Here is a 23,639-nt window from a genome sequence, read left to right as displayed (position 1 = left end):
AGTGGCTGAGTTGAAAGAAACCGCGACTTTAGTGCGCAAGTGTGATGATTCCTTGGCAGAAATATTAAGGTCCGCTTAAAACTAGCAGTTCTTAGCAGCACGTCTTGAAAGAACAATCCGCGATTGCTGTCGGATATCTGCCATTAAACTGTCATGTGAGCGCCGCAATATCCGGGTCCCAAAGTGAACTCGGAAAGGATGCGGGCCTGATGGCTAGTAGTGTGGGCAGACGCGAAGTACTCAGCTGGATGGGTGTCGGTGCACTGGCGCCGCTGCTCGGCGCCTGCTCTGCGCTCCCCGGCCAGCGTGGTGGCAGTGCGGCGGTCGATCTACTCTATGTCGCCGACACCCTCGATGCCCGCCAGCCTGGTATGCCCGTGGTGCCCGCTACTCGACTAGGGCCGGTGAGCCATCTGGGGCGGGCGCCGTGGATGACTGGCAGCAGTGCCACCGCCGCCTACCCCGAGCTTGCGCCCTTGCTCGATGCCAGTCAGGCAGGCAATGCGCAATTGGGTGGTTATGCGGTGCTGGCCGCGCTGCTTGAGCAACTGCGTAGCGAAACCGGAGCCAGTAATTGCCTGACCTTGGAAAACGGTCAGGGCTGGAATGGCAGCGGCCTGGCCTACCTGACTCAAGGCGAGAGCGGCGTGCAAGGCAGCCAACTGCTCGCCAGTGAAGTGCGCGTCAGCAGCGATGAAAGGGTGCTTTGGCCGCAACGCTGCGCCGGACTTTATCGCCAGTCTTCCTCTATTACCCTGGGGGCTGGACTGGCCAGCGATCAAGCCACGTCGCTTGGCATCGAGCCCCTGCGGATCTTCGAACGGGGCGGTGCGAGAATTGCCGTGGTGGGTGTCACCGACCCCTACGCCCAGGATCAGAAAGCTTCGCTCAAACAATGGTACCAATCGCTGCAGCCAATCTTCCAGCAGGCGCGCCGCGAGGCTGACCTGGTGGTGGCGCTGGCCGATGTCGGCACCGGGCCAGGGCTGTGGTTGGCGGAACGCCTCAATGAAGTCGACGTGCTGCTGTGCGCGCGCGGCCAGGACTTGTGGCCAGCGCCGGTCGAGGTAAGCCAAGCGAGCGGCCGTCGGGTTCCAGTGCTGTTCGCCGGCTGCCGTGGCAGCGGTGCGTTCCGCCTGCGCTGTCAGCATGTGGCCGGCCAGTGGCATTTCGAGGCGCGCTACTTTGCCGCCTTCGAACATCACCTGACGCCGGCCGCTCAGGCCCGCGCCAGCCAACTGCGCAGTGTGCTGCGCCAACAACGTGCTGGCCACGCTGCCTGGCTCGACCAACCTTTGGCCCACGCTCCACAAGCACTGTGGCGGCGCGATACCCGTGGCGGTAGCTGGGACCGTCTGCTGCACCAGGCCCTGGCTGACGACAGCAACATGCCAGTGCTGCTGCCGGGACTGCGTTACGACTACCCTTTGGCCGCGGGTGATTCGATCACTCGCGAACACCTGATCAGCCTAACGGGCGGCTACCCCGCGCCAGTGGTCGAGGCGCCTGCCCGACAGGTCGAGCAAGTACTGGAAAACGCCGCCGAGCAGTTGTTCGGCGATCCGCTGCTGCTGGACAACAGCCAGGACTTACCGCGCTGGCAAAGCCAGGCCTGGCAGGTCAGCTATAGCCCGCAAGGCAAACGCATCGCCGGCCTCGAACCGGTGCAGGGGCTGTGCCGCACCTTTGGTTTGCAATTCGACCCGCAGGCCGGTGAGCCACTGTGGCAGCGGGTTGAAGCCTGGCTGGCGCGCCAGTCGGGCGATTGGCAACTGGCAGCGCTGCAACTGCCGCAGGTGCGCTACGTGCAGGGCCATCCGGGTTGGCATCCACGGCAGTTGCTCTCTTGAGCACACCCAGTCGGTTACTCGGCGTAGCACTGCTGACCCTGGTCGGTTGGCTGGCTGGCCAATGCGTGCTGCAGCTCAGCCGCTCGCCGCAGCCTGCCCGCGCGCCTGCGCTCGCTGAGCTGCCCTTGCCCGGGTTGCTGGTCGGCCAGTGGCAGGCGCCTGCCGACGACGGCCTGATTCCCCTGACGCGGCTGCCGTTGCAGTACCTCGGCGGTCTTAAGGCCAAGCCGCTATCGGCGACCGTGGTGGTGCTGCGCTATGGCCAACAGACCCGCAGCCTGGTGCGTGGCCAACGCCTGGCACCCGGCATCGTCCTGCAGGACATCGACGCCGATGGCCTGATTTTCAACAACCAGGGGCGGCGCGAGCGCCTGCCCTGGCCGCCACGGCCTGCCGTGACCGGCTTCAAGCGGCAAGGATGAGCGATGTTTGCAAGATACTGCGTGGCCGGGGTGCTCAGCCTGAGCCTGTCATTGGCCTGGGCCGAAGAGCCGGAAACATTCGACGACAGCGGTACGCCGATCTATGAGGTTAACTTCGTCGACACCGACCTGGGCGAGTTCATCGACAGCGTCTCGCGCATCACCGGCACCACCTTCATCGTCGATCCGCGGGTCAAGGGCAAGGTCACTGTGCGTACGGTCGATCGGCATGACGCCGATGCCATCTACGACATCTTCCTCGCTCAGTTGCGCGCCCAGGGCTATGCCGCTGTCGACTTGCCCAATGGCAGCGTGAAGATCGTCCCCGACCAAGCCGCACGCCTGGAACCGGTGCCGGTCGAGGCCGGTGGCAAGAAAGCCGAGGGCAGCGACGGGGTCGCTACCCGCGTGTTCAACGTGCGCAATGCCGCCAGCGAACAGATGCTGGGTATCCTCAAGCCGCTGATCGACCCGCGTGTGGGCGTGATCACTCCATATCCCGCAGCCAACCTGTTGGTGGTTACCGACTGGCGCAGCAACCTTGAGCGCATAGACAGCCTGTTGCGCCAGCTCGATCAGGTCAGCGACGAACCGCTGCAGGTGATGAAGCTGCAGCATGCCAGCGCCGCCGACACCGCCCAGCTGGTCACCCGCTTGCTGGCCAGCGAGCAGGCCGGCGACAGTGCCCAGGTGGTGGCCGATCCGCGCAGTAATGCGTTGCTGGTGCGTGGCAGCGCCGACAGCCGCGAGCGGGTACGAGCCTTGCTGGCCCAGCTCGACCGCCCCAGCGACACTCTGCACAACAGCAATACCCAAGTGATCTACCTGCGTCACGCCAACGCCAGCGAAGTGGTCAAGGTGCTGCGCGGCCTCAGCCAGGAAGGCAGCGTGCCGGCCGAAGGCGACGGCGAGGGCAAGGATCGCCCGGTGGCGATGGCCAGCGATTCTGGTATTCGCCTGGAGTACGAAGAAGGCACCAATGCCGTGGTCATGGTCGGCCCGGACAGCGAACTGGCGGCCTATCGCAACATCGTCGAGCAGCTCGACATCCGTCGCGCGCAAGTGGTGGTCGAGGCGATCATCGCCGAGGTTTCCGACAGCCAGGCCCAAGAGCTGGGCGTGCAATGGTTATTCGCCGACGAGAAGTTCGGTGCCGGTATCGTCAACTTCGGCAGCAACGGCGTGAACATCGCCAGCATCGCCGGGGCTGCCGCCAGTGGCGACAACGAAGCCTTGGGCGATCTGCTGTCGACCACCACGGGCGTCACCGCAGGCATCGGCCACTTCGGCGGTGGCTTCAACTTCGCCATGCTGATCAATGCACTCAAGGGCAAGAGCGGATTCAACCTGCTGTCGACGCCGACCTTGCTGACCCTGGACAACGCCGAGGCGTCGATCCTGGTCGGTCAGGAAGTACCCTTCGTCACGGGCTCGGTCACCCAGAACAACGCCAACCCCTACCAGACCATCGAGCGCAAGGAAGTCGGGGTCAAGCTGCGCATCAAGCCGCAGGTGAACATCGACAACAGCGTGCGCCTGGATATCGTCCAGGAAGTCTCGTCGATTGCCGACACCACCAGCGCCAGCGATGTCATCACCAACAAGCGCGAGATCAAGACCAAGGTCATGGTCGAGGACAACGGCCTGGTGATCCTCGGCGGCTTGATCAGCGACGAACTCAGCACCAGCAATCAGCGCGTGCCGTTTTTGGGCGACATCCCAGGGTTGGGTCGGTTGTTCCGTTCCGACGCGAGCAAGAACACCAAGCAGAACCTGATGGTGTTCATTCGCCCGCGCATCCTGCGTGATGGGCCGAGCCTGGCCGGCCTGAGCCAGGACAAATACCGCACCCTGCAACAGACCACGCCGCTGCAACTGCCGGAGCTGGCCGAAGGCACGCCGCTGCTCAAGGTGTTCCCAGCCAGCCGGGCGCGCCTGGAAGGGGGCGATTGGTGATGCTGCCTTATCGTCTGGCGCGCCAGACTGGCCTGGCGATGGCGCCGCTTGCCCAGGGCTGGCAGCTGTGGCTGCGGCCTGACGCCGACAGCGATCAGCTGCAGGAACTGCTGCGTGTCCATGGTCAGCCGGCTGGTCTTGAGTACCTGGATACAGCAGCCTTCGATGCCCGGCTGGGCCAACTTTACGAAGCGGGAAGTGCCAGCACCGCGGCGCTGATCGAAGGCATCGGCGAGCAGGTCGACCTGGACAGCCTGATGAGCGAAATGCCGCGCATCGAGGACTTGCTCGAAAGCGACGACGAAGCGCCCGTGATTCGCCTGATCAACGGCTTGTTTGGCCAGGCTCTGCGCCTGCGCGCTTCCGACATTCATATCGAGACCTTCGAGCAGAGCCTGGTGGTGCGCCTGCGCGTCGATGGCCACCTGCGCGAAGTGCTGCGCCCACCGCGGGCGCTGTCGGCGATGCTGGTGTCGCGGATCAAGGTCATGGCGCGGCTGGACATCGCCGAGAAGCGTCAGCCGCAAGATGGTCGGATCACCTTGCGCGCCGCTGGCCGGGAAGTGGATGTGCGGGTTTCGACCTTGCCCGGCATCCATGGTGAGCGGGTGGTGATGCGGGTGCTGGACAAGCAGGCCAGCCTCTTGGCGCTGGATAACCTAGGCATGCCTGGCTCGGTGTTGGACGGCTTGCGTAGCTGCTTGGCCAGGCCCAACGGCATTGTCTTGAGCACTGGCCCCACCGGTTCGGGCAAGACCACCACGCTCTACGCCAGTCTCAACAGCCTCAACGATGGCAGCCGCAATATCCTCACCGTTGAAGACCCGGTGGAATACGCCATCGCCGGCATCGGCCAGACCGCAATCAACCCCCGTGCCGGCCTGACTTTCGCCAGCGGCCTGCGGGCTATTCTGCGCCAGGACCCAGACGTGATCATGCTCGGCGAGATCCGTGATCAGGAAACCGCGCAGATCGCCGTGCAGGCCAGCCTCACCGGTCACCTGGTGCTGTCGACTCTGCACACCAACAGCGCTGTGGGCGCGGTGACGCGCTTGCGTGACATGGGCATCGAGCCGTTCTTGATCGCCTCGTGCCTGCGTGGCGTGCTGGCCCAGCGCCTGGTGCGGCGGCTGTGTCATTGCGCGGTAGAGCAGCCGTTGCAGGCGGCTGAACGCAGGTTATGGCCAGAGTTGGGGGCGCTGGGCGGCACCTTTCATGCGGTCGGCTGCGACGACTGCCAAGGCAGTGGCTACAACGGGCGATTGGGCCTGTATGAATTCATCGAACTGGACCCAGGCCTGGTCGCGCTGCTCTACGACGGCGCCAGCGAACTGGCCATGCTGGACTATCTTGCCGAGCGCCGCCAGAGCCTGGTGAGCATGGCCAGCGATTGCCTGCGCCGAGGCCAGACCAGCCTTGCCGAAGTGCTGCGCGTGGTGCAGGGCTAGCCTATGCCGACCTATCGTTACCAGGCTGTCGATCTGGCCGGCAAAGGCCACAGCGCTACGCTGCAGGCCGACAGCGAGCGCCATGCGCGGCAGTTGTTGCGTGAACAGGGGCTGTTCGCCCGGCAGCTCAAGCGCCAGGGCAGCGCCGCGGCGCAACCGCGTCGCCAGCGATTGAATCGCGCGCAGTTGTGCGAATTGACGCGCCAATTGGCGACCCTCACCGGCGCCGGTATTGCCTTGGTCGATGCGTTGGCCACCCTTGAGCGGCAACTGCGCCAACCGGCCCTGCAGGCCGTATTGGTATCAGTGCGTGGCGCGCTGGCCGAGGGCTTGGGCCTGGCGCGCAGCCTCGCCCGGCAAGGCGCGCCATTCACCGGCCTGTATTGCGCATTGGTCGAAGCGGGCGAGCGCTCGGGGCGTCTGGCCCAGGTGCTGATGCGTCTGGCCGATCATCTTGAGCAAGTGCAGCGTCAGCAACACAAGGCGCGCACCGCCTTGATCTACCCCAGCGTGTTGATGGGCGTGTCGCTGGCGGTGGTGGTCGGCCTGATGACGTTCGTGGTGCCCAAGCTTACTGAGCAGTTCGCCCATTCCGGGCAGAGCTTGCCTTGGGTCACTTCATTGCTGATTGGCATCAGCCAGGGCCTGGTCAGTACCGGGCCGTGGCTACTGTGCGCGGCGCTCTTGTCGGCACTGCTCGGCAGTTGGTTGCTGCGCAAACCGCACTGGTGCCTGCGCCGCGACGAGCTCTTGCTGCGCCTGCCGCGTATTGGCGGCCTGTTGCAGGTGCTGGAAAGCGCCCGCCTGGCGCGCAGCCTGGCGATCCTCTGCAGCAGTGGCGTGGCCCTGCTCGAAGCGTTGCAGGTGGCCACCGAAACCGTCGGTAACCGACGCATTCGCCTGGCCATGGAGCAGGTGCGCCAGCAAGTCCAGGGCGGCACCAGCCTGCACCGGGCGCTGGATGCCAGCCAACAATTTCCGCCGCTGCTGGTGAACATGGTCGGCAGTGGCGAGGCCAGCGGCACGTTGGCCGACATGCTCGAACGGGTGGCCGATGACCAGGAGCGCGGCTTCGCCTGTCAGGTGGACACCGCCATGGCGCTGTTCGAGCCGCTGATGATCCTGGTGATGGGCGCGGTGGTGCTGTTCATCGTGCTGGCCGTGCTGCTGCCGATCATGCAACTGAACCAAGGCCTGCAACTATGACAAGGAGCACCAACATGCGACATCGACGTACCCGCCAACGGGGTTTCACCCTGATGGAAATCATGGTGGTGATCTTCATCATCGGCCTGCTGATCGCCGTGGTCGCGCCCAGTGTGCTGGGCAACCAGGACAAGGCCATGCGCCAGAAAGTCTTGGCCGACCTCGCCACCCTGGAGCAGGCGCTGGATATGTATCGGCTCGACAACCTGCGCTTCCCCAGCAGCGAGCAAGGTCTGGCCGCGCTGGTGAACAAACCTACCCAGGAGCCGCTGCCGCGTGCCTGGCGCAGCGATGGCTACATTCGCCGTCTGCCAGAGGATCCGTGGGGTACGCCATACCAGTACCGCATGCCCGGTGAACATGGTCGGGTCGATGTCTACTCGCTAGGCGCCGACGGCGTGCCGGGTGGCGAAGAGCTCGATGCCGACCTGGGCAACTGGGAGCTGTGAAGGGTGAGCAGCCAGCGTGGCTTCAGCCTGATCGAGCTGCTGGTGGTGCTGGCCATTGCCGGCTTGATGACGGGCCTGAGTGTGGCCTGGCTCGACAGTGGCAACAGCAGCGCAGAGCAGGCGCTGGATCGACTGGCCGGCCAAGTTCGCGAGCAGGCCGCGCTGGCTCGGCATGCCGGGCAACTGCGTGGGCTGCGCTGGAATGGCCAGCGGCCGGAGTTGGTTCGGCGCGAGAAGGAGGGCTGGGTGCTGGAGCCAGCGCGCCTGGGCGACTGGCCCACGGGCCTGCGCCCCGATTGGCCAGCCAGCCGCACGCCGCAGTTGATCTTCACCCCCGAAGGCTGGGCACGCCCCGGTGCAGTGCTGTGGCAATGGCCGCAGGGCAGTCAGCGCTGGCAGTGGGATCGCGCCGGGCAACTGCGCAGGGCGTCGGCACCATGAAACGTGGCCAGCATGGCTTTACCTTGTTGGAAGTGACTGTGGCGCTGGCGATCGCCGCGGTACTGGCGGTGATCGCCAGCCAGGTTTTGCGCCAACGGTTGGCGGTGCAGGACAGCGTCCAACAGCACCGTCTTGGCCTGCTCTGCGCGCGCGAGCTGCAAGCACGCTTTGCCGTCGAGCAGTATTGGCCCGTCGCCAACCACAACAGCGGTGTGCTGAATCAAGGTGGTCAAGCCTGCCATTGGCAACTGCAATTGCGCAGGACCGGCGTGCGCGACCTGCGCCGAGGCGATCTGCTGCTGTTCGCCGACCGCGATCAGCGCCTGCCGCTGGGCCAGTACAGCGTATTTCTGGAGCGCCCATGAAGTGCCAACAGGCAGGCCTGACCTTGATCGAACTGATGGTCGCGCTGGCCTTGACCGCAGTGCTCGGCATCATGCTTGCGGCCTTGGTCAACGGCTGGCTGAAAGTGCGCGAGCGGCTCGAATCACCGGCCGCCAACGCCGGCGTTCTGGAGTTTTGCCTGGCCCTGGAGCGGCGTTTCGACACCCCGGTGTTGCGCCGGGTCTACGAGCAGCGCTTGCCGTTAGCCACGCGCTGGCTCGATTGGCAGGCGCAGAACAACCAGCTGCTGTGGGTGGCTGTCGCGGCGTGGCCGCAAGCCGAGGGCGGTTCGCGCCTGCAACGCCAGCGCCTGCGCTTTGATCCACGTGAGCAGCGCCTGCTGCTGGAAACCTCGGCGGACCTGTACGCCGCAGGTGAGCCGCACTGGGTGGTCCGCGAGCGGTTGGAGCGGGTCAGCGCATGGCAGGTGCTTTACCACCAGGGCGGCCGCTGGCTGGCATGGCCCTCCGATCAACCCGCGCACCCCGGTCGTGGCGTGCGCGTGCAATTGCAGCGTGATGGAGCACCTTATGTCTGCACCTTCGCATTGCCACATGGGCTGTCATGAACGGAGGCCGGATGAAGCTTAAGTGGCGTCGCCGTGGCCCGAGCCGGGCGTGGCTGTTGCTGCGACCGGGGGCTGCCGAGCAGCCGTGGGACTGGCTATTGGTCGAGCGCGGCGTGCCGAGCCGAGAAGGGCAGGGCGAGCCGCCCAATGATCTCGATGCACGGGTGGCGCTGATCATTCCTGGCCAGCTGTGCAGCCATTTCCAACTGCCAGCCCCCCCGGGGCTCAAGCGTGACGAGTGGCCGTTATTGTTGGAAGACCGGCTGCTACAAGCCAGCGATCAGTTGCTGTTTGCCTGTATCGAACGCCTGCCTGGACAGTTGCGCCTGGCGCTGGTGGAGCGTGCGCAGCTCGATGGCTGGCGCAAACAGTGCGCCGACTGGGGGCTTTCGATTGAGCGCTGCTGGGCACAGCTGCAGCTGTTACCGGTCGCGGCGCCCGGCGCTGGCTGGAGATGGCCGCATGAGCATGAGGATTTATACAAAGGCGTCGCCAGTGAGGGTCGCGAGCATTGGCTGTCGTGGCCGCGGGCGCTCGGCGATCCCCCAGCAGTGCCCTGGGCAACGCTGCGAATCGATTGCATCGAGGGGCGTTGGCCGGCGCAATTGGTAGCGTTGGACAGCCTGCCCAGCCTGTTCGAACAGCGCCGCGTCCGTGCGCGCTTGAGCCTGCCGCGCGGGCACCTGCGCTTGGTGGCGGCTTGCCTGATTCTGGCCACGGCCTGGGCGGGCTTGTGGCTGAGCCAGCAATGGCGCCAGGCCCAGCTCTATCGCCAGCAGGTACTGGCAGTAACGGGCGAGCAGGCCTCGTTGCGTCAGGCGAGCGTGGCGCTCAAACGCTTGCGGGACGCTGCGAGTGAACGGCAGTTGCGCCTGCGCAAGCTCGATGGGCTGCAAGGGCAATTGCAGGCGTGGCTGGAGCAGCACCCTGGTTGGCGTTTGCAAGCGGTGCGCTTCGATGGACAGCGTTGGCATGTGCACTTGGACGGCGAGGGCACTGCACCTGCCTGGCAGGACATGGCCAATCAGGCTGGCGCCCAGGTCGAGGTGAGCGATGCCGGGCAGGCGGCGCAGTGGCGCGTGGTCTTCGATCTGGGAGCGGTGTGATGAATCGTGAGCTGTTGCAGCACTACCGCATGCCTTTGGCATGGGCGTTGATCGCAATGCTGGTGCTGTCGCTGGCGGTGCGCGAAGGTCTGGCGCAGTGGCGTGAACTGGCCCAGTGGCAGGCGTTGGCCGAGTCGGCGGCGAGCCTGCGCGATGCTCCGTCAATGGGGCTTGAGCGCCTGCGCCAGTCAGCTCAGGCGCGGCAGATCAGCCTCCAGGACATCGACTCCAATGAAGGGGTTTGGCAGTTGCGCGGTCAGGTAAGCGATGAAAGAAACTTGCAGCAATGGTTGCTGGCATTGCAAGCGGAAGGCGCTCAGCCACTGCAATGGGCGCTGGAGCAGGGGGAGCAAGGGCTACGTTTCGATGTGCGGGTGCAGCCGTGAGGTGGCGTGGGGCGGTATGGCTGTTACTGGTTTTCAGCGTCACGCTGCTGGCCGAACTGCCGGCCCGTTGGCTCACCCATGGGCTGGCGATTAGCGGGGTCAGCGGCAGCCTCTGGCGCGGCCAGGCGGTGCAGTGGGGGCCGGCGGGTCCATTGCGTTGGGAGATCACTGGGTGGCCCTTGCAAGCGCAGCTGCTCCTGGGGTTTCAGGGGCAGGGCTGGCAAGCACGATTGTCGGGTTGGCCATGGAGTTGGCAGGCTGAACTGCAAGCGTTGTCGGGCCAAGCCAGGGTGGCGACCGGTTATCGATTGGCGGGGCAATGGCAAGGTACCTTGCGCATGCAGGGGGAGGGCGCACGCTGCAGCAGGGCTGAGGGGAGAATAGCTACTGAGGATCTGGCGCTGGTTGAGCCGTGGTCGCTTGGCCTTGGGCGTGGATCAATGCAGATGGACTGCAGCAGCGGCTGGCATCTGCACGGACAATTGAATCAGCCAGGACAGCATCAGCTGGAGCTGGATGCCGACCTGTCGGCACGGCGCGCCAAGGTCGACTTTCAGCTACAGACCGATGCTGCCCTGACGCCAATCTTGCGTGCCCTGCAATGGTTGGGTCCAACCGAAAGGACAGGGCAGCGCAAGGTTGGCTGGTAGTCAGGTTATCGACTATCAGCTACGGCGCGGCGAATGGCCGTGAAGAAAATGGCGGCAACAGTCACTTGGCTTGTCCTTGAATGCTCGATACCAATTCCTGATCCTGGTTCAGGTAACTGCCCTGAGCGAGCCCGTACAGATTGAACGCGTTTGGATTGCCCGCAGTACTTTTTTCCTTGGATTGCTTCATCAGGGCCAGTGCCTGCTCGACTGATGAGGTAGAAAACTTGATGCCCCCGTCCACCCGGTAGTTATTGCCGGTCAAGGTTTCAGCGGTCACCTTTTCTGCGCCATGCACGACATCGCCATGAGCTGACGCCAGTCGAGCACCCACCAGATTGACAGCGCCACCGACCTTCAGATCGATCCCCTCAGCACCTTCAAGCCCTGCTTGATGGGCGACATTGTCACGCTTCTCACGCAATACATAGATGTCGGGTGCCAAGTAGTTCTGGGGCTTGTGCTTGGTCAAGAATTTAAGCTGCTGCTTGGCTTCCTGGCCCCACGGTCCGGCAATCGAATTGACTGTATTGGCCCAGCCCTGCGGGTTTTTTTCGTGGCTAGCTTTGATATCGACATCCGCAATCCAGGTGTCGACGTTATCCTTGCGGCTTTCAACGTGCAGGTCGCCGCCGATCGTGCCTTGGATATGATCGGCCTTAAGGCTGGTACCTTGCAGCCGGGTATCGCCTTTGCTATTCAAAGCAAGGGTTCGCGCTGTAAATGTGCTGGCGTTCCACGTCTGGTTATTGCGCAGGTCCAGGTCGAGTTTGCCGCGCAGCCATAGGCCTTCGGTAGCGGTTTTGCCCTGCTGATTTAGACCGCCAACACCACCGGTGATATCGAGGTTGCTGTGCTTTATCTGGTTTGCCGAGGATTCAATCAGCGCGCCGCCATTCAATGCCTGTAACTGGATGAGCCCGGCTGATGCCTGCACACCCTGTAGATGTAGGGCTCGCTCGTTGTTAGCACGACTGGAGAGCGTCAACTGGCCGTTGCTGTGTAGATGGCTATCCACAGCCTCGATGTCATCTTCGTCGACATTGCCATATCCCAGGTGCCCACCCACACCGCCACCTGTGGTGTCACCTTGTTTGGCGGACACTTCCAGACCGCCATCTAGCCTGTTGCTGTAGGCCTTGTGGGTATTACGGGCTGAGCTAATCTGCAAGTTCCCGCCACTGTGCAGATTGATGTCGCCAACCTTGACGGCCTCACTACCAATCCGTGTTCCTTCAAGCAGTAGATCGCCAGCGCTGTTCAGCAGTACTTCACCGTCTGCCTCGATCGATGCCACCTTAGCCACGGACTTTGAACTTGAGCTGTCAGCCTTATCGAAGTAACCGCGGAATTCCGCACCCTTTTCGCCCGGTTTAGCGCTGACTTTGAGTCGAGCCTTGGCATTGAGCGAGCCTGATTCCTTGCTTCGCAGGCTGCTTGCTTGAAGCACCGACAACGCGCCACCGCTGAGAATATGTACCCCACCCGTACCTGCATTGATTTGGCTGCCTTGATAAACGCCCCCACCGCTAAGCCTGATATTGATACCTTGACCTTGAAGGCTGCCCACCACCGCCTTGCTGGTGTTTTCAACTGTATCAAGCGTGCCCCCCCTACCGTTGAGGCGTACCCCGACATCCTTACCTGTGGTGGTGTCCACGCGAGTATCGATAGCGGCGCTTAGGTTGTGCACGGTGTGCGAGCTGGTATCGTGCGCGGCCAGCATGTTGTGCTGCTTCGCATTGATCTCCAATAGGCCGGTGCGCGCTTGCCAGGTGGTACCTTGGTCATCAATGACAGCGGCCTTGACCTCGACCGATGCGCCGGACAATTGACCGACCTGTACGTACTCTTTTGTCCAGTTCTCCTGGCGATCTCTGGAGCGCCAGGTCGCGTCAATGCCAACGCTTGGTGGACTGAACGCATCGACGATCGAATCTTGCTGAAAGCGGTCAGCGTGCTTGCCTTCCACTGTATCCACGATGGGTTTGGTCAGGCCGTGATATTCCAGGCTGGCACCGAGGCTGCCACGCCAATGGTTGCTGTCTGCCGCAAGTTTAAGTTCGTTGGATACCGCGCGATTTACGATGTTGCCAGCGTGAATCTTGAGGTGCTTGCCTGCGTCGACACGACTGGCTTCATTGATCAGATCATTGTCGCTATTGATCGCCACATTGCCTGTAGCTAGCAGTTCACTGCGCTGCACCTTGCTGTTTTCGCTTTTTGAGGTTTCGGTACTTTGCAGTGCTTCCAACGCGAAGCCAACTCGCTCGACGCCAACGCTGAGCGCCACGCCCTCGCCGAGTTCATCTAAACGACTGGAAAACGAGCGCGTATCTTCAGTGGCGGTCAGGCTAATCTTGTTGCCTTGTAGGCTGAGATCACCCGCCCGGGCATTGAGTTTGGCACCCCGGGCCCGTAGGTGAGTGTCGCTGCGAAGGCTCAGCGAAGCTGCTGCAAGTTCACTGGGGTGCTGTTTATATTGAACTATTTCTTTGATCGTCACAGGTGCGCGATAGCCGCCATAGAACTCCCATTGGTGAGAACCGGACTTGCCATCTTGCGCGGGCTGGGTTTCACGGGTACCGAAATGAAATGTGTGCAGAGCGCTCAGGCTTGAAAAGTCGTTGCGTTCAAGTGCGCTATCGATTACCAGGGCTTTAGTGGCCTTTACATTCAAGTGCCTTGCCGCCTCGATACGCGCCCCCAGAATCTTCAAATCGTCAGTGCTGGAGAGGTCCAAGTTAGCGCCAGATTTGATATTACTGAGTTGCGGCCGTTGATTGACGGCATGGCTCAACGCGAGGCCTAACACCTTGTGGTCTGAGGTAATTGTGCTTTCACCAGAAGAACCTGCCGCCACTGTCAGTGAGCCCTTGGTGCTATGGAGCTGTGCATCGCCCTCACTGGTCACTTCACTGCCGCGGATAGTGATCCGCTCGCCCTGGGCGGCGAGGGTTGCCGCCGTCACGTTAGTACGGGAATAGCGCCATGGTCGCTGGTGTTTATTGGCTGGGGCTTTGGATACATGGCGGTCAGAGGTCGCCCAACGTTGAACGTCGTCCTCAAGCCTTTGACCAGCCAGATTAATATCTCTGGCCTCAAGTTGCAGGTGGCCTGCACTTTCCAGGTTGCTGCTCTTGATGTCCAGGGCGTTGGCTGCTTTGATCTCCACGTGGTGGGCGCTCAATGTACTGGCATGTGCTTTTTGCTGGGTGTCAGAGGTGTAAGTAGCATCACGCCAAGATACGTCGCTATTTTCGCGTTGATAGCTTCTGGTATTGGTTTCTTCGATAGCTGCGCTGACATCTATGTGGCCTTTACTCTCCAGGCGCAGACCCTCTTGCGCTTGCACGGTGGCAGCTTGCAGTGCCATATCGCCTTGTGATTGCAGGCTGATGTCACCGCTGCTGTGCAGCAGGGTGCCGCGTGGTCGGTAAACGGTGGTAAAGCGCTTTTGCAACAGGTCGTCGTGGTGGGTTTCATTTTTACCAGTGGCAACTTCAAGTTTCAGCTGTTTTCCAGAGGCGACGGAGATCTGCTCGGCATTGCCATCAACCGCGCGTAGTGTCAGATCGGCGGCGGCATTGAGTTGTAACTTGCCAGCTGCGGTTTTGAGAGTGCTGGATGAATCTGGTGCACCGCTGACCTCCAAGGCCCCTGCTGAGTCGATGCGGATGCCGTGGTCGGCCTCAACCCTGATCGGCCCCATGCGCACGCCTGCACCTTCAGCGGTACTGCGGATATTGATGCGCCCCGCGTACATGGCTCCGAGTAGATTGGCATCGATGTCCGATGGGGCGCCGGCCTCGTGCCTGATGATCTTTCCATTGTGTTTATCAATGAGGTTGCGGCCGACGGTGATGTTGAGATTGTCTTTTGCCGCAAGTTCACCGGTGCTGTCCAGGCGGGGTGCGATCAGGTGCAAGGCACCTTCGCTATTGGTCTGACCATCGCCCTTCACCTCCAGTTTGCCTTTGGCGCTTAGCGTCTCAAAGCTTTGCAGCTGCCCGCTCCGAAACCCGGGCTTGCCAACTACGAAGCCAGCAACGGCAGTATTGATGAATCGACCACCATTGAGGGTAATGCCATTGGGGTTGGCGAGAATGTAGTTGGCCTGTTGACCAAAAATCTCCTGAGTGCCTTCGATCACCGAAGCGTTGCGACTCACCACTTCGTTGAGAATGGTCGAAGCGGCCTGGCCTTGGAACTGGGGGTTGGCAGCCAGCTTGCCAGCCTGTTGCGATCCGCCACCCTGCAAGGCGTTGTTCAGCACCACGCCTTGCTCGCCAACGTTGTAGTCGATGAATTTGTTGTGCGACAGCCCGTTGGCGTCAGGCGCGACGATGTTGATCACTGGCACCCCACGTTGGTGGTAGATGATTGGCGAACCGCCAGAGTCCAACTTCGCTTGCAGACCGCCTTGGGCGTGCGCGCTGGCGGGGCCCAGCAGGGCGAGGAAGATCGTCCAGCGCAAGGAATCCGGCTTGGTTGGTGGACAAGCAGAGGAGGGGGTGTAGGGGGAGGGGCACATGTACACGATCACTTTTTGCGGTGGTGGGAGGGAAAGTCAGATGTTCAGGGTCCATTCCATTACCCAGAAGCCTCGCTCAAGCCCGGAGGTGGGGCGTTCGCTGGCATACAGGGCGCGCTGGTAGTCGAGACGCAGGCGGCTTTGCGGCAGGCTCAGCTCGACGCCCGCCGCAGCGCCAGCCAGGCGTTGCGGGGTGCTGCTGCGGGCGAACCGGGACCAGCCCAGGTCCAGGCCGAGAGTGGGGCGTACTTGGACTGGCTGGGCCAAGTTCAGCGGCAGTGCTTGGCTCAGGGTGTTGCGCCAGACAGCGGCGCTGGCGCCGGAGGCACTGTGCTGGCGGAAGCCGCGTACGGCTGAGTCATCGCTGAGCTGGAACTGCTCGACCACTGGCAGGACATCAGGGCTGTACTGCAGGGCCAGCTCGCTGTGCCAGCGCCAAGGCAAATGCGCGGGTCCCTGACGCAGGTGCAGCAGGTTGGCGCGGTATTTGAAGAAGTCAGGTCGCGGCGCCTGTTTTTGGGGAAAGGGCCGGTCGGCGCCGAACCAGTCCAGACCTCGGCTGATGCCTAGATAGGCATTCCACAGGCCATGATCGAGCCACAGCAGGTTGAGGCCCGCTTCGAAGGTGGTCAGGGTCGGGCTCTGCACTGCGATGACGGTGCTATTCGCGCGGTTGACCAGTTGCTTGCGATCCAGTCGATTGCTGGCGCTGAGTATGCCGCGCTGGTTGCGCCACAGCACCCGTTCGGCGCCAAGGCCGAACACGCGGCTGTCGCCATTGCTGCTCAGGTGGCTTTGCGGGATGGGCGCGCGATAGCGCATTTGGCTCGCGCTGAGGTTGAACGTCCAAGGGCCATAAGGAATGCTGTAGTACAGGTTGACCCCGCGACTTCGGCCTGGTGCATCGAGTACCGTCGACAGCAGCGACAGGCGCAGGTCGTCGTTCAGCCCCAGCGGGCTGTCCAGGCCAAGCCCTAGGTTCAGGCGATGGCGCCCAGTCAGCGCACTGCCGCGATTGTCAACGCGGGTGTCGAGGTGCCAGGGCGAGGCGACTCGACGAGGCTGCAGCAGTACGCGGGTGCCACCCTGCATTTGCCCAGGCAGCAGGTCGATACCGAGGTCATAGGCGCGCAATCGATTGAGCTGGTCCAGCCCCTGTTCGAGGTCTGGCAGATGCAGCGGTTGCCCCAGCAGGTCGGGAAACGCACCTTGTAGTGACAGCGGCAGGTTGGCGTCGGTGAGCTCGATCGATTCGATGAAGCCTTCGATAACGATGATATCCAGCGGCGCATCATGCTCGGGATGTCGAGCCAGGTAAGGACGGCTGGTGGGATAGCCGGCTTTTACATAGTGCTCGGTCAGCCCCTTGAGCAACTGGTTGATGTCGCCGATGTTCATACAAGGCTGCGACAGTGCTTGTACGGTTGGTTGCAGGGTTTGGGTCGCAAGCTTGTGGTTGCCGGCCAGGCGCACGCCGCTGATCGCCCAGCAGGGGTTATCCGCGGTGTCGGAGGCAGCCTCATCGTCATCGTGCGCAGTGATCGGTTGCAGGCGTTGCCAGCGTTCGAGCTGTTGCAATTGTTCGCGCTGACGCTGGGCTTGCTGCTGGTCACGTAGTTGCTGGCTGGCAGTGTCGGCCTGGGTCGGGGCAATCGTCAGCAGCGTAATCGCGCCGCAGGCAAGCAAGCTGCGGGCAATAGGGTGCACCCAGGATGGCATTGAAGATCCTCGCAAATGATGTAAGAAGGAAGGGATTCATTTGCGTGAATTCTAAGAACCAGGGCATTTGTTTGAATGTGGTTCTATGCCATCTGCCACGTGGGCTAGCGGATGTTGGCGTGTGGGAAAGTTGGATAGATGAGGGCGAGGGTAAGTGAAATTAACGCCGTATTAAGTGGGCGGTCTGCTTAGTTGTCCAATTATGTCTAATGAATACGGGCGATCGACGATGAGTTTCGAGCAAGCTTTGTTAAGTCCCCTAGCTGGGGACCAATGCTTGGTTTGTAGGATTTATTTCTGGTTAACAGTCGTCAGTACATATTTAATACGCGCAGTCGCAAAATAACTGCTTAGCCACTGCTCCCATTGCGGGAGCAGCTGAACCAGAGCGTTGTCAGCCGAGATACGAGTGGGAATGAACAGCAGAGCTTAAGGACGAATCTCGATCATGGTGCCGTCCTTGACCATGCTCCACACTTCGCGCATGTCATCGTTACGCATGGCGATGCAGCCCTCGGTCCAATCCAGGGTATGGAAGTACCACTCCGGATAGTCTTCGTTGATCGGCGTGCCGTGGATCATGATCATGCTGCCAGCAGCTACACCTTCACGGCGCGCCTTGGCGGCATCGCTGATGTTCGGGTAAGAGATGTGCATGGCCAGGTTGAAGCGGTCGCTGACCTTGCGCCAGTCCAGCCAGTAGAAGCCTTCGGGGGTGCGCTTGTCGCCTTCGCGCTCCTTGGCGCCCTTGGGCTGCTTGCCCAGCGAAATGCGGTAGGTCTTGAGCGGCTCGCCACGGCTGATTAGCTGTAGGCGACGTTCGGACTTGAGCACCAGTACTTTGTCGATCAGCGGATGTTCCTGCGCAGGCGCCTGGGTTTGCACCTGCGCCTGGGGTTTGCGAATGATCGTCTCGGTGAAGGCCGCCTGGGACACCGATACAACGCTGAGGCAGAAGAGGGCGAGCAACCAACGCATGAAACGGTATCCCTGCAAACGGTTTAAGTGGACGACGAGACGTTCATCGGCGGCAGGTATTCATGGCCTATGGGGAAGTGCTGCCTGATGCGGTCGCGATAGTAGCATTCTAGTGTGCGAGTGACTGTCCGAAAAGCCAGCTCCCCCCAAGGGATTTCCTCCTCCTCGAACAAGCGTACTTCCAGGCTCTCTACCCCCACGGCGAAGTCCAGATCCGCCAGTTGGGCGCGGAAGAACAGGTGCACCTGGTTGAGGTGCGGCAGATCGAACAGCTGATACAGGGTCATTTCCCCGACCCGAGCGCAGGCTTCCTCGACCGTTTCGCGACGAGCGGCAGCGTCGGTGGTCTCGCCGTTTTCCATAAAGCCGGCCGGTAGGGTCCAAAAACCACGGCGCGGCTCGATTGCCCGACGGCACAACAGCACCTTGCTACCCCATATAGGAAGCACGCCGGCGACGATATTCGGGTTCTGGTAATGGATGGTCTGGCAATGCTCGCAGACGTAGCGCAAGCGGCTATCGCCTTCAGGTATCCGTTGAATGACCGGTTGGCCGCACGCGCTGCAGAAATTCATGCTTTGCTTCCCTTAAGATCAGCCTATCTTGGCGCGCCTGGGGCATTGGCCGCAAGCTGCCCCCTGGCAGGGCTTGGGTGCCTTGGGGCTTTTGGTGCATCATGCAGGCCAGGCTTTGGAATCGAGAGTGCGTAATGCTGGACGAGCTTCTTCGCCGAATGAGCAACCATATCCCCGCGTCACTGGAGGCGGATCGCCGTTTTCCCGAGGCGGCGGTACTCTTGCCCATCACCCGCAGCGAAGAGCCTGAACTGGTACTGACCCTGCGCGCCCAGGGGCTTTCCACCCATGGTGGGGAAGTGGCTTTTCCGGGGGGGCGGCGCGATCCGGAAGACCCTGACCTGATCTTCACCGCCCTGCGCGAGGCGCAGGAAGAGATCGGCTTGCCGCCAGGCCTGGTCGAAGTGATCGGCCCGCTCAGCCCGCTGATTTCCCTGCATGGCCTGAAGGTGACGCCATTCGTCGGTTTGATCCCCGATTACGTCGAATACCACGCCAACGACGCCGAGATCGCGGCAGTATTCACCGTTCCGCTGGAATTCTTCCGCCAGGACCCGCGTGACCACACCCACCGGATCGATTATCAAGGGCGCAGCTGGTACGTGCCCAGTTATCGCTATGGCGAGTACAAGATCTGGGGGTTGTCGGCGATCATGATCGTCGAGCTGGTCAACCTGCTGTTCGATGCCGGCATCAGCTTGCACAAGCCACCAGAGCGTTTCATCCAGAACTGAGCGGGGTCGACCCCGCCACTCGCCAGACCGTGAGGAGCTATCCATGAAATACCGCTTGGGTGACATGCGGGTAGAGACCCATCCCAGCAGCTGGGCTGCGCCCACTGCCACGCTGATCGGCAAGGTTCGCCTGCAAGCGCGCGCCAGCGTCTGGTTCGGTGCGGTGCTGCGCGGTGACAACGAGCTGATCGACATCGGCGAGGACAGTAATGTCCAGGACGGCACGGTGATGCACACCGACATGGGTTCGCCGCTGACCCTTGGCAAGGGCGTGACCATTGGTCACAACGCCATGCTGCATGGCTGCACGGTGGGCGACTACAGCCTGATCGGCATCAACGCGGTGATCCTCAATGGCGCGAAGATAGGCAAGCACTGCATCATCGGCGCCAATGCGCTGATCCCCGAGGGCAAGGAGATTCCTGACGGTTCGCTGGTGATGGGCTCGCCCGGCAAAGTGGTGCGTGAGCTGACCGATGCGCAGAAGCGTATGCTGGAAGCCAGCGCTGCCCACTACGTGCACAACGCCGAACGTTATGCACGCGACCTGGCCCCGCAGGAGGATTGAGATGAGCGACGCCGAACGCCCAGTCGCTTCGCCCTGCGTCAGTATCTGTGCGCTGGATGAGCAGGACATTTGCACCGGTTGCCAGCGTAGCGTGGCGGAGATTACCCGTTGGGGGCGGATGGATAACACTGAGCGTCGTCAGGTGCTCAAGCTGTGCCATGAGCGGGCGGTGGCGGCGGGGATGATCCTCGGCCTTTGAATTTACCGAGTGGCCGTACGGCCTCTTCGCGGGACAAGCCCGCTCCTACAGGATTCACGCTGACCCTGTAGGAACGGGTTTACCCGCGAAGAGGCTGGCGCTGACCCGAAAATCAAGTAATCTGTGCGGCTTGTCCGACGATTACCTGCCATGTTCTATCTGATCGCCTATATCAGCAGCGTAGTGCTGATCAACTACGCCTTTTCCAGCGCTCCACACCTGGATGTGATCTGGTCTGCCTGGGGCGGACTGGTGTTCATCCTGCGCGACATGGTGCAGACCCGCTATGGTCACGGCGCGCTGCTGGCCATGCTGGCGGCCTTGCTGCTGTCCTACATCACCTCGGAGCCGGCCATCGCCCTGGCGAGCGCTACCGCCTTCTTCGTCTCCGAATTGATCGATTGGCTGGTATTCAGTATCACCCGTCGGCCGCTGCGCGATCGCCTGTGGCTGAGTTCGGCGCTGAGCATTCCTGTCGATACCTTCATTTTCTTCGGCATGATCGGCGCGCTGACACCCGCAGTGGCCGGTACCGCGCTGGCGTCGAAGTTCGCTGGGGTAACGGCGGTGTGGCTGGCGATGACCTGGCGAGCGCGGAAAAACGCCTTGGCAGGCTGACCTGCGGCGCGCTCGCAACCTGATGTAGAATGTCGGTCCTTTTTCAGCGGGCAGCGCACAGCCTGACGCAGCCCCCGGACGCCTTCGAGGACCTGAAATGACCCGTATCGGAACCCCATTGTCGCCCACCGCGACCCGAGTACTGCTGTGCGGCTGCGGCGAACTGGGTAAAGAGGTGGTGATCGAACTGCAGCGCCTGGGCGTCGAAGTGATCGCCGTGGACCGTTACGCCAATGCCCCTGCCATGCAGGTTGCCCATCGCAGCCACGTCATCAACATGCTCGACGGCGTTGCCCTGCGTGCGGTGATCGAGGCTGAGAAGCCGCATTACATCGTCCCTGAGATCGAAGCCATCGCCACTGCCACCCTGGTGGAGCTTGAGAGCGAAGGCTTCAACGTGGTGCCTACCGCCCGCGCTACCCAGCTGACCATGAACCGCGAAGGTATCCGCCGCCTGGCCGCTGAAGAGCTCGATCTGCCGACCTCGCCCTACCACTTCGCCGACACCTTCGAGGACTACGCCAAGGCTGTCGCCGATGTCGGCTACCCCTGCGTGGTCAAGCCGGTGATGAGCTCCTCGGGCAAGGGCCAGAGCCTGCTGCGCAGCGACGCTGACCTGCAGAAATCCTGGGACTACGCACAAGAAGGCGGTCGTGCTGGCAAGGGCCGGGTGATCGTTGAAGGCTTTATCGATTTCGAATACGAAATCACCCTGCTAACCGTACGCCATGTGGGCGGCACCACTTTCCTCGAGCCGGTTGGCCATCGTCAGGAGAAGGGCGACTACCAAGAGTCGTGGCAGCCGCAGGCGATGAGCGCCAAGGCGCTGGCCGAATCGCAGCGGGTGGCCAAGGCGGTCACCGATGCCCTGGGCGGGCGGGGTCTGTTCGGCGTGGAGCTGTTCGTCAAGGGCGATCAGGTGTGGTTCAGCGAAGTCTCGCCGCGTCCGCATGACACCGGCCTGGTGACCTTGATCTCGCAAGACCTGTCGCAGTTTGCCCTGCATGCGCGGGCGATTCTCGGCTTGCCGATTCCGCTGGTGCGCCAGTTCGGCCCATCGGCTTCGGCGGTGATTTTGCCGCAAGGCCAGTCGCAGCAGACCAGCTTCGCCAACCTCGGTGCTGCCTTGAGCGAGCCGGATACCGCCATTCGCCTGTTCGGCAAGCCCGAAATCAACGGCCAGCGGCGCATGGGCGTGTGCCTGGCGCGCGATGAGTCGATCGAAGCGGCGCGGGCCAAGGCGACCCGCGCTTCGCAGGCAGTCAAAGTCGAGTTCTAACGTCAATCGCGGGGCGAGCCCGCTCCCACGCAATCCTCATATGGCTGCGTGGGAGCAGAGCAGCGTCGCCAACCTCGGTGTTGCCTGCCTCATATGGCGTGGGAGCGGGCTTGCCCCGCGATGTTTGCCTGGCTTTAGAGCTCTGCGTTACGCGTCTCTTTCAAGCACAGCACAGCAATCAAGCTGAGCACTGCTGCTGCCGACACGTAGCCTCCCACCCAACTCAAACCGCCCATGCTTACCAGTTTCTGCGCGAAGAACGGTGCGGCCGAAGCCCCGACGATACCCCCCAGGTTGTAGGCTGCCGAGGCGCCGGTATAACGCACATGGGTCGGGAACAGTTCGGGCAGCAATGCCCCCATCGGCGCGAAGGTCACCCCCATCAAGAACAGCTCGATAGCCAGGAACAGCGCCACGCCCGTGGTCGAGCCCGAGGTCAGCAGCGGCTCCATGGTAAAGCCCGATGCCACCGCCAGCAGGCCGCCGACGATCAACACCGGCTTGCGCCCGTAACGATCGCTGAGCCAGGCCGACAGCGGCGTGGCCAGGGCCATGAACACCACCGCGAAGCACAGCAGGCCGAGGAAGGTTTCCCGGCTGTAACCCAGGGTAGAGACGCCGTAGCTGAGCGAGAACACCGTGGAGATGTAGAACAGCGCGTAGCACACCACCATCGCCGCAGCGCCAAGCAGGGTCGGTCGCCAGTGCTTGGCGAACAGATCGACTACCGGCATTTTCACCCGCTGGTGCTGGGCCACGGCTTTGGCGAACACTGGGCTCTCTTCAAGCTTGAGGCGCACGTACAAGCCGACCAGCACCAGCGCGGCGCTGAGCAGGAACGGAATCCGCCAGCCCCAGTCACGGAACTGCTCGTCGCTAAGGGTCAGTGCCAGGCCCAGGAACAGGCCGTTGGCGGCCAGGAAGCCGATCGACGGGCCCAGTTGCGGGAACATGCCAAACCAGGCGCGCTTACCCGGCGGGGCGTTTTCCGTGGCCAGCAACGCCGCGCCACCCCATTCGCCGCCCAGCCCCAGGCCCTGGCCGAAGCGCAGCAGGCAAAGGATGATCGGCGCCCAGACGCCAATACTGTCGTAGCCAGGCAGAACGCCAATTGCTGTGGTCGAAACACCCATCAGCAGCAACGAGGCGACCAGGGTCGACTTGCGCCCAATGCGGTCGCCGAAGTGGCCGAACAGCGCCGAGCCCAGTGGCCGGGCAAGGAAGGCAATACCAAAGGTGAGAAAGGCGGCGAGCATTTGCGCAGTGCCCGACCCTGAAGGGAAGAACACCGGGCCGATCACCAGCGCAGCAGCGGTGGCGTATACATAAAAGTCGTAGAACTCGATGGCGGTGCCGATGAAGCTGGCGGTGGCCACCCGCGCGGGCGAGTTGATCGGCGCGGTCGGGGTCGAGTCGGCGAAGGTGCTGCTGGTTGTCATTGCGTAGATCCCTGACAGTCAGATGCTCGCTGGCAAGCCGCACTGTGCCCAGGCAGACACGGGCGCGCGGGCGCCGGAGCGTATTGTTGTGAGTCGCTCGACTGACGATGGCCCAGGGGATAAGGAGGGG

The 23,639-nt window shown here is 62.4% G+C and carries 22 protein-coding genes; 17 read left to right on the top strand and 5 right to left on the bottom strand.

The window, feature by feature from the left end; genetic code table 11:
* The first annotated feature begins 209 nt into the window (after positions 1-209).
* The 12 genes from ACI2JX_RS23390 to ACI2JX_RS23335 are packed head-to-tail and all read left to right on the top strand — an operon-like array spanning position 210 to position 10,866.
* Positions 210-1,850 (top strand): lipoprotein UxpA, encoded by a 1,641-nt coding sequence (locus ACI2JX_RS23390; RefSeq protein WP_368972183.1) that lies wholly within the window; start codon positions 210-212, stop codon positions 1,848-1,850.
* Complete coding sequence (locus tag ACI2JX_RS23385; protein WP_264237033.1) at positions 1,847-2,272, top strand: pilus assembly protein PilZ; 426 nt, start codon at positions 1,847-1,849, stop codon at positions 2,270-2,272. The genes ACI2JX_RS23390 and ACI2JX_RS23385 overlap by 4 nt, the downstream gene beginning before the upstream one ends.
* Before the next feature lie 21 nt (positions 2,273-2,293).
* Positions 2,294-4,228, top strand: a complete 1,935-nt coding sequence (gene gspD, locus ACI2JX_RS23380; RefSeq protein ID WP_372353344.1) for a type II secretion system secretin GspD — start codon at positions 2,294-2,296, stop codon at positions 4,226-4,228.
* Positions 4,228-5,676, top strand: a complete 1,449-nt coding sequence (locus ACI2JX_RS23375; RefSeq protein WP_404691085.1) for a GspE/PulE family protein — start codon at positions 4,228-4,230, stop codon at positions 5,674-5,676. The genes gspD and ACI2JX_RS23375 overlap by 1 nt, the downstream gene beginning before the upstream one ends.
* A gap of 3 nt (positions 5,677-5,679) precedes the next feature.
* Positions 5,680-6,882 (top strand): type II secretion system inner membrane protein GspF, encoded by a 1,203-nt coding sequence (gene gspF, locus ACI2JX_RS23370; RefSeq protein WP_404691084.1) that lies wholly within the window; start codon positions 5,680-5,682, stop codon positions 6,880-6,882.
* A gap of 14 nt (positions 6,883-6,896) precedes the next feature.
* Positions 6,897-7,331 (top strand): type II secretion system major pseudopilin GspG, encoded by a 435-nt coding sequence (gene gspG / locus ACI2JX_RS23365; RefSeq protein WP_186556390.1) that lies wholly within the window; start codon positions 6,897-6,899, stop codon positions 7,329-7,331.
* 3 nt (positions 7,332-7,334) lie between these two features.
* Positions 7,335-7,772 carry a type II secretion system minor pseudopilin GspH gene (gene gspH, locus ACI2JX_RS23360; protein WP_404691083.1) on the top strand — a complete coding sequence of 146 codons (438 nt, stop codon included), beginning with the start codon at positions 7,335-7,337 and terminating at the stop codon, positions 7,770-7,772.
* Positions 7,769-8,137, top strand: a complete 369-nt coding sequence (locus ACI2JX_RS23355; RefSeq protein WP_264237038.1) for a type II secretion system protein GspI — start codon at positions 7,769-7,771, stop codon at positions 8,135-8,137. Before gspH ends, ACI2JX_RS23355 begins: the two co-directional genes overlap by 4 nt.
* Positions 8,134-8,724 carry a type II secretion system protein J gene (locus tag ACI2JX_RS23350; protein ID WP_404691082.1) on the top strand — a complete coding sequence of 197 codons (591 nt, stop codon included), beginning with the start codon at positions 8,134-8,136 and terminating at the stop codon, positions 8,722-8,724. The genes ACI2JX_RS23355 and ACI2JX_RS23350 overlap by 4 nt, the downstream gene beginning before the upstream one ends.
* 11 nt (positions 8,725-8,735) lie before the next feature.
* A complete protein-coding gene (locus tag ACI2JX_RS23345; protein WP_404691081.1) occupies positions 8,736-9,830 on the top strand; it encodes a GspL/Epsl periplasmic domain-containing protein in 1,095 nt (364 codons plus the stop codon).
* On the top strand, positions 9,830-10,216 hold the full coding sequence (gene gspM, locus ACI2JX_RS23340) for a type II secretion system protein GspM (RefSeq protein ID WP_404691080.1): 387 nt from the start codon (positions 9,830-9,832) through the stop codon (positions 10,214-10,216). The genes ACI2JX_RS23345 and gspM overlap by 1 nt, the downstream gene beginning before the upstream one ends.
* Entirely contained in the window at positions 10,213-10,866 is a 654-nt protein-coding gene (locus ACI2JX_RS23335) for a hypothetical protein (RefSeq protein ID WP_404691079.1), read from the top strand. Before gspM ends, ACI2JX_RS23335 begins: the two co-directional genes overlap by 4 nt.
* Positions 10,867-10,927: 61 nt before the next feature.
* Here the strand turns inward: ACI2JX_RS23335 and ACI2JX_RS23330 are convergent, their stop codons facing one another.
* From ACI2JX_RS23330 to ACI2JX_RS23315, 4 genes are all read right to left on the bottom strand, one after another.
* On the bottom strand, positions 10,928-15,343 hold the full coding sequence (locus ACI2JX_RS23330) for a hemagglutinin repeat-containing protein (RefSeq protein WP_404691078.1): 4,416 nt from the start codon (positions 15,341-15,343) through the stop codon (positions 10,928-10,930).
* A gap of 93 nt (positions 15,344-15,436) precedes the next feature.
* Positions 15,437-17,119 (bottom strand): ShlB/FhaC/HecB family hemolysin secretion/activation protein, encoded by a 1,683-nt coding sequence (locus ACI2JX_RS23325; RefSeq protein ID WP_404691077.1) that lies wholly within the window; start codon positions 17,117-17,119, stop codon positions 15,437-15,439.
* 429 nt (positions 17,120-17,548) lie between these two features.
* Complete coding sequence (locus ACI2JX_RS23320; RefSeq protein WP_404691076.1) at positions 17,549-18,097, bottom strand: murein L,D-transpeptidase family protein; 549 nt, start codon at positions 18,095-18,097, stop codon at positions 17,549-17,551.
* A gap of 23 nt (positions 18,098-18,120) precedes the next feature.
* Entirely contained in the window at positions 18,121-18,672 is a 552-nt protein-coding gene (locus ACI2JX_RS23315) for an NUDIX hydrolase (protein WP_404691075.1), read from the bottom strand.
* Between the two features lie 134 nt (positions 18,673-18,806).
* On the opposite strand from ACI2JX_RS23315, the gene ACI2JX_RS23310 reads away from it, so the two are divergent.
* The 5 genes from ACI2JX_RS23310 (at position 18,807) to purT (ending at position 22,070) form a co-directional block, all read left to right on the top strand.
* A complete protein-coding gene (locus tag ACI2JX_RS23310) occupies positions 18,807-19,406 on the top strand; it encodes a CoA pyrophosphatase (protein WP_186556379.1) in 600 nt (199 codons plus the stop codon).
* A 43-nt stretch (positions 19,407-19,449) separates the two neighbouring features.
* Positions 19,450-19,974: a gamma carbonic anhydrase family protein gene (locus ACI2JX_RS23305; RefSeq protein WP_186556378.1), complete on the top strand. Its 525-nt coding sequence runs from the start codon at positions 19,450-19,452 to the stop codon at positions 19,972-19,974.
* 1 nt (position 19,975) lies between these two features.
* Complete coding sequence (locus tag ACI2JX_RS23300; protein WP_264237048.1) at positions 19,976-20,173, top strand: DUF1289 domain-containing protein; 198 nt, start codon at positions 19,976-19,978, stop codon at positions 20,171-20,173.
* Positions 20,174-20,323: 150 nt separating this feature from the next.
* Positions 20,324-20,791, top strand: coding sequence for a VUT family protein (locus ACI2JX_RS23295; RefSeq protein ID WP_186556376.1), 468 nt, complete (start codon positions 20,324-20,326; stop codon positions 20,789-20,791).
* Between the two features lie 97 nt (positions 20,792-20,888).
* On the top strand, positions 20,889-22,070 hold the full coding sequence (gene purT / locus ACI2JX_RS23290; RefSeq protein ID WP_404691074.1) for a formate-dependent phosphoribosylglycinamide formyltransferase: 1,182 nt from the start codon (positions 20,889-20,891) through the stop codon (positions 22,068-22,070).
* 134 nt (positions 22,071-22,204) lie between these two features.
* On the opposite strand, the gene ACI2JX_RS23285 is transcribed toward purT, so the two are convergent.
* On the bottom strand, positions 22,205-23,509 hold the full coding sequence (locus tag ACI2JX_RS23285; protein ID WP_404691073.1) for an MFS transporter: 1,305 nt from the start codon (positions 23,507-23,509) through the stop codon (positions 22,205-22,207).
* Positions 23,510-23,639: the final 130 nt, after the last annotated feature.

It is taken from the genome of Pseudomonas sp. NPDC088890 (genome assembly GCF_044900155.1).
GTDB lineage: Bacteria > Pseudomonadota > Gammaproteobacteria > Pseudomonadales > Pseudomonadaceae > Aquipseudomonas > Aquipseudomonas urmiensis.
This window is presented reverse-complemented; position numbering and strand designations above follow the sequence as displayed.